The 12124-nt window shown below is 59.0% G+C and carries 12 protein-coding genes; 4 read left to right on the top strand and 8 right to left on the bottom strand.

What is annotated here, in order from left to right; genetic code table 11:
* Window positions 1-16: 16 nt before the first annotated feature.
* Window positions 17-322 carry a hypothetical protein gene (locus WCA85_RS17760; RefSeq protein ID WP_424066047.1) on the bottom strand — a complete coding sequence of 102 codons (306 nt, stop codon included), beginning with the start codon at window positions 320-322 and terminating at the stop codon, window positions 17-19.
* A 214-nt stretch (window positions 323-536) separates the two neighbouring features.
* Here WCA85_RS17760 and WCA85_RS17755 point away from each other — a divergent pair, with 214 nt between their 5' ends.
* Window positions 537-740: a cold-shock protein gene (locus WCA85_RS17755; protein WP_074266313.1), complete on the top strand. Its 204-nt coding sequence runs from the start codon at window positions 537-539 to the stop codon at window positions 738-740.
* A 183-nt stretch (window positions 741-923) separates the two neighbouring features.
* Here WCA85_RS17755 and WCA85_RS17750 read toward each other — a convergent pair whose 3' ends face one another.
* Both WCA85_RS17750 and WCA85_RS17745 read right to left on the bottom strand, forming a co-directional pair.
* Window positions 924-1634, bottom strand: a complete 711-nt coding sequence (locus WCA85_RS17750) for a lysophospholipid acyltransferase family protein (protein WP_424066045.1) — start codon at window positions 1632-1634, stop codon at window positions 924-926.
* 255 nt (window positions 1635-1889) lie between these two features.
* Window positions 1890-3161 carry a porin gene (locus WCA85_RS17745; RefSeq protein WP_424066043.1) on the bottom strand — a complete coding sequence of 424 codons (1272 nt, stop codon included), beginning with the start codon at window positions 3159-3161 and terminating at the stop codon, window positions 1890-1892.
* Window positions 3162-3802: 641 nt separating this feature from the next.
* Here WCA85_RS17745 and WCA85_RS17740 point away from each other — a divergent pair.
* The gene (locus tag WCA85_RS17740) at window positions 3803-4072 is read left to right on the top strand and encodes a DUF4148 domain-containing protein (RefSeq protein WP_424066042.1); all 270 of its coding nucleotides are present in this window, start codon (window positions 3803-3805) and stop codon (window positions 4070-4072) included.
* A gap of 76 nt (window positions 4073-4148) precedes the next feature.
* Window positions 4149-4412, top strand: a complete 264-nt coding sequence (locus tag WCA85_RS17735) for a DUF4148 domain-containing protein (protein ID WP_424066040.1) — start codon at window positions 4149-4151, stop codon at window positions 4410-4412.
* Here the strand turns inward: WCA85_RS17735 and WCA85_RS17730 are convergent.
* The 5 genes from WCA85_RS17730 to WCA85_RS17710 all read right to left on the bottom strand — a co-directional run bounded on the left by WCA85_RS17730 (window position 4406) and on the right by WCA85_RS17710 (window position 9548).
* Complete coding sequence (locus WCA85_RS17730) at window positions 4406-4630, bottom strand: hypothetical protein (protein WP_424066039.1); 225 nt, start codon at window positions 4628-4630, stop codon at window positions 4406-4408. The two genes, WCA85_RS17735 and WCA85_RS17730, sit on opposite strands and share 7 nt — an antisense overlap.
* Window positions 4631-4895: 265 nt before the next feature.
* On the bottom strand, window positions 4896-5576 hold the full coding sequence (locus WCA85_RS17725; RefSeq protein WP_424066037.1) for a response regulator transcription factor: 681 nt from the start codon (window positions 5574-5576) through the stop codon (window positions 4896-4898).
* Window positions 5577-5589: 13 nt separating this feature from the next.
* Entirely contained in the window at window positions 5590-7038 is a 1449-nt protein-coding gene (locus WCA85_RS17720; RefSeq protein ID WP_424066128.1) for a sensor histidine kinase, read from the bottom strand.
* A 574-nt stretch (window positions 7039-7612) separates the two neighbouring features.
* A complete protein-coding gene (locus WCA85_RS17715) occupies window positions 7613-8755 on the bottom strand; it encodes a porin (protein ID WP_424066035.1) in 1143 nt (380 codons plus the stop codon).
* Between the two features lie 481 nt (window positions 8756-9236).
* Entirely contained in the window at window positions 9237-9548 is a 312-nt protein-coding gene (locus tag WCA85_RS17710; RefSeq protein ID WP_424066033.1) for a hypothetical protein, read from the bottom strand.
* A 560-nt stretch (window positions 9549-10108) separates the two neighbouring features.
* Between WCA85_RS17710 and WCA85_RS17705 the strand changes: the two genes are divergently transcribed.
* Window positions 10109-12124 (top strand): VTT domain-containing protein, encoded by a 2016-nt coding sequence (locus WCA85_RS17705; RefSeq protein ID WP_424066031.1) that lies wholly within the window; start codon window positions 10109-10111, stop codon window positions 12122-12124.

Genomic DNA, 12124 nt, shown 5'->3' with positions numbered 1-12124 from the left:
GCCACCCGCAGTCAGCTTAGTACGCTTCCCGCGACCACGGGCCCCATGCGGCGCCGTCGGCCCTAACCCGAGTATAGGTAGCGCTGTGCCCAGTGGGGATGTCCGACGTGTCATCCTGCGGTTTGACGTCAGTGGTATGAAGCGCGAAGGCCTGGCGCTCGTCCGTATCAACAGTCACACGCCCGATCGGGTCCAACGCCAGGACCGGCGCCGGATGCGAGGCAGGCTCCGGGGTGCCGCGCTGCGGCGATTCCAGCAGCGCGAGGTAAGGGGTCAGACGGCCCCAAAACGAAGTCAACTCTTCCTGCAAGTAGTGTGTCATGTCATTCCTGGGAGAGTGTGAGCGACAGTTTACCCTACCGGGACATTACATTTGTTTGACAAATTTGACCGGCTACGTGGGTTCGCGTACCGTGAATGAACAGGATGATTGGCGGTTTTCATATCAGCGTGGTACAAAGTCATTCTTCGCGTTCGGTCGCGGGGCGAAGACGCGGCAAACGTGAACGCGACATTTAATTTGAATGGATTAAAAAATGGCAACCGGTATTGTGAAGTGGTTCAATGATGCAAAGGGTTTTGGTTTCATCACGCCGGATGGCGGCGGCGAAGACCTGTTTGCGCATTTCTCCGAAGTGCAAGGTAGCGGCTTCAAGTCGCTGCAGGAAAACCAGAAGGTCAGCTTCGAAGTGAAGCAGGGTCCGAAGGGTAAGCAAGCGGCTAACATCACGCCGCTGTAATAGCGCTGGAACATCCGTTCCCCTGCTACAAAAGGCCCGCCTGCGCGGGCCTTTTGTTTTTGCGAGGGTCGCTGATCAGTGTAAACCCTATAACCCACGTATTTTTACAGTGCCCTGCAGGTCCGTGTGCGGCCACGAGGTCCAATCGGCCGCCAGCACGCCTCGCAAGCCCGTATTGCCCGCTCACAGCTCGTGCAACGTCGTTTGCATCCAGTCGTGAACAGTGCGGCTCAATTCCTGTTGCGACGCCCCTCGGGATGCAAACGCCGGTCCAACGACCACCCGAATCTGTCCCCGGTTGACAGGCCACCCTTTCGCCGGCCAAACCTTGCCCGCGTTGTGGACTACCGGCACCACCGGCGCACCGGTCGCGCATGCCAGGCGAATCCCGCCCGAAGTCAGACGCAACGGCGCGTCATGAGGTACGCGGGTGCCTTCCGGAAAGATCACGACCACGTCCCCCTTGGCGAGCCGCTCGGCACACTCCTGCGTCACCGCCTGATGCGCCTGGCGAGGCGAGCCCCGATTCAGGCTGACCATGTCAAGGCCGCGCAGAACCCAGCCGAAAAACGGAATCCGCAGCAGATCCTCTTTGAACACGAAGCTGATGCGACGGGGAAACAACGCGAGAAACGCCAGCGTCTCCCACGTTGACTCATGACGACAGAGAATGATTGACGGACCCGGTGGAAGATGTTCCAGCCCCTCCACCGAACAGTCCACGCCAGGCAGCCAGCGCATCCATGCAACCATTGCACGGCACCATTGCGCCGCCAGCCAATAGCGGCCGGCGCGCCCCACGAACGGGAACAGGACCAGTATCCCCGCGGAGTAAAACGTGCCGCTGCCGAGCAGGCAGACAATGAACAGCCATTTGATGAACTTGGAACGCATGGTAAGCCGGGCAGATGAAGGATAGGAGCGCAAAGCGTGGAGACGGATGTGTCCGCGTCGCGGTGAACTACGCAACCGGAGATCGCTGAGGGTTCGAGTCTGACACAAATAAAACAATGAAGCCGGTAAGTGCGCCTCACGCGCGCTTACCGGCTTCCAGATACGTTTACCTATCCTTGGCTATCTTTGGCCATGTTTGAGGATCGATAGACCGGCGTAACCCGTGTCCACTCACACCAGGCCACTCCCATACGCCTAGAACAAGATGCGCATGCCCGCCGCAACGATATAGTTGGTAGGCTCGTACCCGACGAACGCCGCGCCGTTGTACTTGGAAAACATGTAGCCCAGGTACACATCAGTGCGATGGCTGAAATGATAGTCAGCCAGCAGCGAGTATTGCAGCTGATTGCCACCCGCTACGCCGGTCGATTGCATGGTCTGGGTATCGTAGAACCCCGCAGCCACATCGAAGGTCGGCGTGAACGTGTAATCGCCGCCCACGAAGTAGAGATTCGTCTTTGTCGGGTTGACCGTGTTGGTTAGTTTTCCCGAGTAGCCGAAGTAGTCTGTCGTTGCGTCCGTTGCAGCCGGGTCTGTCGGCGCCTTCAGTTCGTAATGCTCGAAGCCGCCGCGGATGGTTGCGCCGCCGAACGAATACTTCGCGGCAACCATAAAGTCCTGGTCGTTATCCAGCGTCAGCGTGCCGACGTTGGTGCCGATCAATGTACTGCCCACGGCATTGGCGCCGACCAATGCGCCGGAATGCACCTCATCGCGGGCTTGATAGTAGGTCGCCTGAATGCCGAAGTTGTTCGCCTCGTAACCCACGTTGGCACCGAAGGTTGAACCCTCGCCGAAGTTCCCGGCAACGCCGCCCAGGCTATAAGAGAGGCCCACATTGACCGGACCGAGGTGATTCACGTACTTGATGTTGTTGTCCTGGCGTGAACCTTCCGTAATGCCCCCTGCTGAGTACGATCCGGAGAAGCCGATTGGCGAGAACAACTGGGCGGAGAACAGCGGGTCATAGGCGGCGATTGCATCGAATCCAAGCGTCGTTGAACGTCCAAACGACACCGAGCCGAACCCGTCCTGCTTCAAGCCAACATAAGCACCACGGTTGAACAATTGTCCACTGAGCGCCGAGGCGCCTGCGACGGTATTGTTCGCACCGGCAACCGCGCCTGCGGCATTGTTGAGCGCGCCCGATTGAACATCGATGCCCGATTCCAGATCGAAGAACGCATGCATCCCTCCACCGAGATTCTCGGTGCCTCTGATCCCCCAGCGCGAGTCCGAAATGCCGCCGTTGAACATCCCATAGACCGGCTGATTGAACTTGGTGCTGACCTTCGTGACCGGATTGACCGTGGGCGGAAACAGCGGGCTCGCGTTGGCGCTGTGCTCCACCACGCCCACGGCGACATCCAGGATGCCGTAGAGCGTCACGCTATCCCCTTCGTCCGCGTGCGCGACACCAAACAGCGAGCCCAATATGGCCGCCGCAATAAGTCTCTTCTTCATTTTTTTTAATTCCCGATTCTTGATTGTCCCCGCACGCCTGCCGATGCACGGGGCGTCCGAGATGGCTTTGAACCTATTAATTTTTAATGGTCTATTTCTTAGTATCTCTAACTTTTACTTATACGTAGCGAGCTCTCCATCATTCGATGCATCGACTTCGTGAACCGCGTGGGCGCCCCCCAGCCAGCGCCACGTGCCCTATGTTTCCATGATCGGACCAAGGCTGCGGACCCTATCCGTAGCAAACGTTTTCCTCGGCCCATTCATGCAGCGCGGGTAAATATATCGGGATTGGTTCACGCGGCACGTGCAATTCAGTCTTTCAGATTTCGCGTTTTCTATTTCCGACAAAAACGTCGAAACGGCCGGTGTTTCGCTTGACGCGAACTTCAGAGAATGCATGGCGCACATGGTTCAGATAGCCCCGCTTCGCCCAAACACCGTGGATTGGCTCCGTCGAGATCCCACGTATTGGCCAAGTCAGTAAGAACACTCCAGACCGACATCCGATTAAATATCTCTTCACTTTCTTGCTCGCGTTGCGATAGGCCCACCTCTCTATTCTGTTCCTTACCGAGACGCGCACCGCACTCAGCGGTACAGCCCGGACCCTACTCACTCGTCGCAACCAGGAGCCATCAATGAAAGTAACCCACATCGCCGCCTTGCTCGGGATTCTCGCCACCAGCAGTGCATTCGCTCAAAGCAACCCGGCCGCTGCCGCCACGGCGAATACCTCGACCAGCACGGTGGCTATGTCGACCGCGACGCCGCAGAACGGTGGATGGGTTCCCCCGTACGGCCAGGCAGTCGCACCCAAGACCCGCGCACAGGTCTATGGCGAACTGGTACAGGCCGAGAAGGACGGTCAACTCGCATACCTGAACAGCACCATCTACGCCCACTCGTAAGCATGGTTCGGGGATGCGCGCCGTCGCACCACCGAACAAACCCACCCGTTTTTTATTCTTTACCGAGGAAACTGCCATGAAGACCATGATGATCGCAGCGCTCATCAGCCTTGCCGCGACCGCCGGCACTGCATTCGCACAATCCACGCCAGGTTCGAACGGCGCACAGTCAGCGCAAAGCACGAATAGTGCGACGCTCGCCCAGAGCGGCCAGTGGGTGCCGCCCGAGGGTCAGCCGATCGCCGAAAAGACGCGCGCGCAGGTGTATCACTCGTTGGTCCACGCTGAGCAGGATGGTCAACTGGCGCACCTGAACAGCACGCTGTATGCGCATCACTGAGCGCGATGAGTCGCGCCGCAGGCTGTCGAAGTAACCGTCAGGAAACGGGGCGGGGCGTTCCCGCGCAGTTGCGCAGAGATGCCGCCGCGCCCGGTTGACTGCGCGAAGTCTGGCACTTCGATCACGCCATGATTGCGACGAACCCGTCTCGCGCCAACCACCAGGCTATTCGACACCATGAAAAAGAAGTCTTCAACCTCGCCGTGGGTACGGCTCATACTCGGCGCCATTGCGTGCGTCGCGCTGTCCAGTTGTGCATCGATACACGGCGGTCCGGACGGCCCCGGCGATTGTGTGGGGCCGCCCGATTACTGCACCCCGTTCTTCGGCTCGTAAGCGGTCAGTTGCTGCATGCGTTTGGATTTGCATTTGCCAACCAGTGCATGCACCAACCGGCCCATGCGAGCGTCGTACCCCGCTTCGCTTTCGCTGTGCCTCGCGTTTCCTTCCTACGGCTTCATGCCCACACCGCTTCCCGGTATTTCAACGCGTAGCCAGTTGATAACCGTAGCGGCTGATCGTTTCCACCCTCGCCCTGAAGCCATTCGTGTCCAGTTTTCTGCGCAAGCGCGAGACCACGAGGTTGACGCTTGAAGGATCGACGTCCTCCTTGTCCGGCCACGCGTAGCGAATCAATTGATCGCGCGCGACCGGCGCATTGGCCTGGCGTAACAGGCATTCGATCAGCAGATACTCACGCTTGGTCATGAGCACACGCCTGCTGCCTTCGACGAGATCACGCGTGAGCGGATCAAGCCTGATCGAAACGCTGCTGACGCTTGCCGTAGCTGAACGCGCCACCGACGCGCGGTGCAACGCCAACATGCGCTCCTGCATCTCGAGAAAAGAATACGGCTGTACAAAGCAGGCATCCGCACCGGCGCGAAGCACTCGTGCACGGTCTTGCGACGTACCGCTCGCCAACGCGACGATGAGTGCCGGCGCGCGCGGAAGGCTTGCCATTTCGGGGAGCGTATCGAAGAGCTCCGTCATCTGGGCAATGCCCACGGCAGACACGACAATCGCGTCAAACTCCTCATGTGAGGCTAGATACAACGCATAGCGCAGGTTATCCGCTGCATGGACGCTGTGGGCGCTTTCCCGAAACGCCTTATGCAGGTAGACCGTCTCCGCCTCGGAGGAAGAAACCAGCAGGATTCTCATCTAGTTATATGACCTACTGCAAGTTGTGCGGCCAGCAATTGACTGTGATGATGGTGCCACGATCCTCACCGCCAATGCGAAGCTCAAAGTCATGCAGCCGGATGATCGCGGACACAATGCCAAGCCCCAGTCCCGTTCCCGGCATATGACGGGTCTGCTCCACCCGATAGAAGCGGTTGAGTACTGCATTGCGCTCGCCCACCGGAATGCCCGGCCCGTTATCAGCGATCACCAGTTGCGGGCCATTCCGAACCGCGCAGAGGTCCACGCTGACGTCACCGCCCACCGGCGCAAATTTGATGGCATTGTCCAGCAGGTTGCTGAACGCTTCGAACAACAGGGCACGATCGGCGAAGATGTGCTCGACGTGCTCTGTGCTCGAGCGCAAGTTAATGGACTTCTCTTCGGCGAGCGGCTGATACAGATCGCACAGTTCTTCGACGAGGGTCGGCAAGGACACGGAATCAAAGCCACTTCGTCGCTGCAATGCGCCGATTTCCGAAATGCGCAGCATGGCGCCGAAGCGTTCAATAATGGAATCGGCCTCGCTACGTGCACCCGCAATCAAACTATTGCTCACATCGTCGCCGCCTGCGCGTACCCGCTCCGCGAGGTTGGCCAACTGCAACCGCAGGCGTACGAGAGGTGTGCGCAGATCGTGCGCAATGCCATCGCAAGCACCCTTGACCTCGTTCATCAACCGCTCTACTTCATCGAGCATGTGATTGACAAGATGGCAGAGCATGTCCAGTTCATCGCGTCCGCCCATTGGCAAGCGTTGCGCCAGGTCGCCGTTTGCGATGCGGGTGGTGACGCGGCGCATGTCCGCAACGCGGCGCATCTGACGCAAGCTCAGCAGCAGGCCCGTGCCGAGACTGATCACGAGACACAGGACGCCGCCCGCGATCAGCGCTTTGGTCAGTTCGTCGCGGACGTGCCGGACATCGGCGAGACTGCGTCCAATCACGAGTTGGACTCCATTGTCGCGAGTCTCGCCCATGACGCGCACCGTGGGCGTGGTGTCATTCTGTTCCAGCACCAGCGTGCGGCCCGTAGACGCGCTATGTGATTCGTCCGCCCGCTCGAACTTCAGACCAGCCGGGATCGATACGATGTCGCCCGCAAGGCGGTGGCCGTCGGGGGCGAAGAGACCGTAGTAATTGGTGTGGCGATTCTCGCGCTCGAGCCTGCGGTCGATGATGGGTGCGATCTGATCGTCGCTCTTCGAATCGAAGTAGCGCATCTGCCAGCGAATCCCGCTGTCCGCTTCGCGCTCCATCGCGGTGCCCACGGAATACTCGAGAAAGCCCAATAGGGCCATGAAACACAGGGTGAAAATCGCAGCGTACGCCGACAGCCACCGAAATGTCGTGGTATGCCACCGCTGAACTGAGCGGCGGGCTGAAGTCGCACTCTGTGTATCCGGGGAGATCACAGTTCCGCGTACTTTGCCAAAATCCATAGCGGACACGGTCATCGGCTCCTCGCCTGTTGATTCATTGAGAACGTGAACCCGATTGGCATTCTTCGCCACACGACCCGCTAAAAGAGTCGCAACGCGAGGGATTGCCCAAATAATGAAACATCGAATGCCTTGCCAATCGCACTCGGGGTATTGGACGCGCTTCGGCTGCCTGAAATCAGGTCTCGCAAGACCACGCGAAACATTACAATAAGGATTCCATATCTTACATAATCTGCTATATTGGCTTTACGGAACATTCACAACGCGGTGCTTAAAATGAATTTTGTAAACATCTAGCCCGTGCCTCTGGCAACACCGGTCAAATCGCTTGCCTTGGGCCTTACGTCAGGCGCAACGGTAAGGGCGAGGTCGTGTCGCAATCATCACAGTTTCGGCATCATATCCCCGCGTGAATAAATACGAAGCCGCATAAAGATGAAAAACCCGTCACATTTTTGTACCCAACATGAAACAGAGTGTCAAATCTCGCGGATATAAAAAAGCACAGGCCGGATGTCCGGCCTGTGCTTTTTGCTGCTTTTGCTTTAGATGCCTGTAACGCTGCGTCGTCTTAGAAGCGGTGCGTCATGGCTACGCGATAAACCATCTGGTTGCCTGTCGACGATTGGCTCGGCGAGCCGATAATGTTTGCGTAATCGAAATCCTGCCCGGTGCTGCCGTCCACATGCTGATAGGCGCCTTGCACATACACCGAAGTGCGTGCGCTCAGGTCATAGTCGAGCATGAGCGAGAGCTGGTTATAGTTCGAATCCGAACTGCCCGTGACCGTCGAAATGTGGGCGTGCGTAAACGTATAGGCAGCGCCCAGCCAGAAATCGTGGCGGAAGAAATACTGGCCGTTGATTTCGATGTTGTCGAACTTCCACGAATCCTGCGTCCCGGCAATCGGCTGAGTCGAGAAGTACGCATTGCTGGTCGGGTCGTAGACGTCGACATGCGAATAGGCAAGCGACACGACTGCCTTGTCGCCGAGCCTATACGACAGGCCACCGTCGATGTTCTGTTGCTTCGACGCGGCAAACACGACAGTAGCGCTCGGCACAGCGCCGCCGGCTGTCGTGCCGCCGTTATTGCTCAACATATACGCCGCGACAGCGGAGAACGGTCCCATCTGGTACTGGACCGCCGCGCTATACATCCGGTTGTTGGCAAAACCGGTGTCGTTGCTAAAACCATACATCGCTTCGCCGGTGAAGCCGCTGACGGTAGGCGACACATACTTGACGGAGTTCTGGATGCGGTAATCCCAATCCGCGTTGTCGTTGTCATACGGATGCGATCCGAGGTCGCCTTCCCAATTGCCCGCCGCGGTATAGCCGCTCCACAGGTCGATGGTCGGATCGTATTGACGTCCCAACGTGACCGTACCGAACTGCGCCGACGACAGGCCCACATAAGCCTGGCGGCCAAACAGCAGACCGCCTTGGCCCATCGCGCCGTTATTGGTGTTAAAGCCGTTTTCCAACTGGAACACCGCCTTCAGGCCACCACCCAGGTCTTCATTGCCTTTCAAACCAAACCGGCTGCCAACCGTGTCGCCGCTCACCATCTGATAGCCACGATGGCCGCCCGCGTTGGTGGTGAAGTCTAAGCCTTCATCGATAAGACCGTACAACGTGACGCTGTTTTGCGCGTGCGCAACGTTGCACAGTACCAAGGTGGACAACAGTCCGGCCAGACACGTCTTCTTCATTTGCCTTCTACCTAATCAGTGGAGTGGAGGAATCTGCCGCTTCCTGCCGCGCTCTGCGGTGCGGTGCCACCATGCGGGCGGCCTCGTGGAATTGAAGGCGCAGTTTACGTAGCCACTTTGCAAATTGAGGGGGACGCACCGAAACTCAGACTTTCAACAACCGCAAGTACGAAATGCGACGCCCGGCCGCCTTGAGTGAAGGGGCTTCGCGGGCCTGCTCTGGAAAATAAATCGGCTTTTGCGGCCTAAGTGTGTCGTAAGGGAGAGACAAACTCGGCGCCAGATTTAGGGTTGCTGGTGCGACTTCGCGCTGATCGCGAATCTGTTTCGCTGTACTAATGCTTTGCGCGACCTGAAAAATGCAGAGCGCGGCGATCAGAGGAAGATGGAGGTGCGCCCCAAGCGATGGGTCGCACCGTTGCGAGAAAAACCTGGCGGTGTGCTCTGATAGAAACTGCGCCGATCGTTGCAATCCGCGCCGTCACCGGCCCCGGAAAATGTTGCACTGCGATCCGGAAACACACGGCGGCATGCCCGGTGCCCCTGCCTCGCCTCGCACATCCGGCGTCCCGCCATAGGATATGTTGGTGAGGGAGTGGGACGACGTTTTCGCAGATTGCCCCATATCGCCGAACGACATATCCGTGATGTCCTGCACGGATTCGTTGGCATTTTGCTCGAGCGCTGCCCGCCCCGCGGGTTGCGCGCCCATACTTGCGCCCTGCCCGCTGGCGACGCCGGCTGCCAGGAGCAGCCCTGCCGCGGCCAACGGCACCACGAAAAGTGATTTCATTTGATACTCCTTGCATCGGGAACCCATCGCCTGAGTCCGTTGCCCGGCACCGCACCGGTCTAATGCCGACTTGCCCATCCTCTTTCCGGTCGACTGAACCGCGTCTCGCGGAAACCGACCGCTCCCTGCTGTCCATAACGGACGTGCTGCCGGGCTCCTTTGCTAACGACTCACAGCGGCCATCCTTACAAAAAGATGGCGCAGGGCGCTGCACGAAATGCGCGGCCCAGACCGGTTTCATCCATTCCCGGCCCAAATAGTGATCGCTCTGCACCTTCGTTATAGGTCAAGTTCGCCAGAGATCAACGCGACCGCACCCCGCGCAGGGCCGGATGCGCGGGCAACCCGTGCCGGCGTTTGCAGCCAGGCTGCGCCGCCCGCTTCCGCACGGAATGGGGCCAGGTGAGGTTATATTTCAGCATGGCACGAATTGCGCTGTTCCAAAGCCGAAGGTCCGCCGGAAGCGCCTCGTCCGAAACCCGTAAGAAACCCTCAATTCACGCCATCCGATGCCGCAAACGTGTTCATTGGCCGATACCGCAAGACTGCCGGAGAGGTAGATGGAGCACGCGTACCTACATCTGTTGCATCTGCTAGGCGGAAACGCGGGATGGACGCTGGCAGTCGTGTTTCTCGCTGCGTTTCTCGAAGCGGTTGCGGTCATTGGCACGTTTGTGCCGGGCAGCACCGCGATGTTTCTGGCGGGCGCACTCGCCGGCACCGGCACGCTCAATCTGGGCTGGCTGTTCGTTTGTGCAATCGCCGGCGCGATCACCGGCGACGGCACAAGTTACTGGTTGGGCCGCCGCTACCGCGGCATGATTGTGAAGATGTGGCCGTTTTCCACCCATCCGAAGATTCTCGAAGCGGGCAAGACCTACTTCAAGAAACACGGTGCGCGCAGTGTGGTGTTCGCCCGCTTCATTGCGCCGGTGCGGGCAATTGTGCCGGTCGTAGCAGGCATGCTGGGCATGACGCCGACCCGCTTTTACCTCATGAATCTCCTCTCGGCGCTGCTGTGGGCGCCGGCGCATATTCTTCCTGGCGTGGTGTTCGGCGCGTCGCTGCAACTCGCTGGCGCGGTGTCGTTTCGACTTGTCGCCGTGATTGCCATTCTGGTGGCGATTGGCTGGCTCAGCTTTCACCTCACGCGCATCGTATTGTGGCGCGCGCACGCATGGACAATCGCATCGCGACAACGGCTCGTGTCATGGGCACGCTGCCACGACGGCCGCGTCGCCCGTTTCGTCGCCGACGCTTTGGACCCCGAACGTCCCGCCATGGGTGTGGTGGCCGGCATCTCCATACTGGTGCTGTTGTTCGCTGCCGTCTTCTTTAGCGTATTCAAAGGCGTCGCGAGTGGCGACCCGCTCGTTCAGGTCGACGTATCCGTATACCGGTTTCTGCAATCCATCCATTCAACGTGGGCGGACGGCGTGATGTCGGGCCTCGCAACCTTCGGCAGCGTGCCCACGCTCGCCGCGGTGGTGATCACCATCACCGCGTTCATGATCTATGAACGCCGCTGGCTATCTGTGGCTTACTGGCTCGCCGCCGCAGCGTTCTCGCAACTGCTGATCTTCGCGATCCAGTTGACCGTGCGGCACGCACCGCCAAGTTACGCGGGTGCCGACGTGTATATGTTTCCAAGCAATCACGTCGCCGCAAGTGCAATCGTCTATGGCTTTCTGGCGTTTGTCCTGGCTCGTCGTGTGGGCAAGATTCAAAGCGTGCTGGTGGCAACGCTAAGCACGACCATCGTCGTTGCGGTTGCATTCGCCGGGCTGTATTTCGGGCGCTTTTCGTTCTCCGATGCAGTGGGGGGCGCCGCATTCGCCGCTATCTGGGTCGCGGTAGTTGCCTTGACGGCTGTCTGGCGAAATCCAGAGCGGCCAACTTCGCATCCTCTAATGCCCGCCGTTTTGCTGCTCGTGTTAGGCGCCAGCGTGTTGGCGCAGATCACCTTTAATCCGGTGACCAGCATGCCCCCCGACCAGCAAAGCCACCCGTTGAACGTCGTGACCGAAGCGCAATGGACCGATTCGCTCTGGAAAACCTTTGCATGCTATCGATCCGACATGTCAGGCGACCGGCGTGAACCCATCACCGTTCAGTGGGCGGCGAGCCTCGATCAGATCAGGGCGCAGTTAAGTGAGCGAGGGTGGATCGAAGGCACGCAGTTCTCTGCGCGCTCGCTGCTCATGCTGGTGGCGCCCGACCCTATCGCCACCACGCTACCCGTGCTACCTAAGCTCGACAACGGCCAGCCCTCCGTGCTCGTTTTCACGCGGGCGCGTGAGGGGCGCGACGAACGCGATGTATTGCGTTTCTGGCCAACGGGCTACGCATTGGAGCGTGCCCACGATACGCCGGCCACTCCCATCTGGCTCGGTTCGCTAGTACACGAACGCCTGCGTCGGCCATCATGGCCGTTTAACGTATTGCGCCCGGATAAGCAGATTGACCCGCTCATCTCCGTAGAAGGAAAAGCGGGCCCGTGGCGCGAACTTGAAGTATCGAGCAGCGTCGCATGCGAAGGCACGCGCGTCACGCTGATCGATTCGAACGTAAAATGA

Origin of the sequence: Paraburkholderia sp., assembly GCF_049581445.1 — a bacterium.
Classification (GTDB): Bacteria; Pseudomonadota; Gammaproteobacteria; order Burkholderiales; family Burkholderiaceae; genus Paraburkholderia.
Note: the sequence above shows the minus strand (reverse complement) of the source record. Positions and strands in the feature narration are given on the sequence as shown.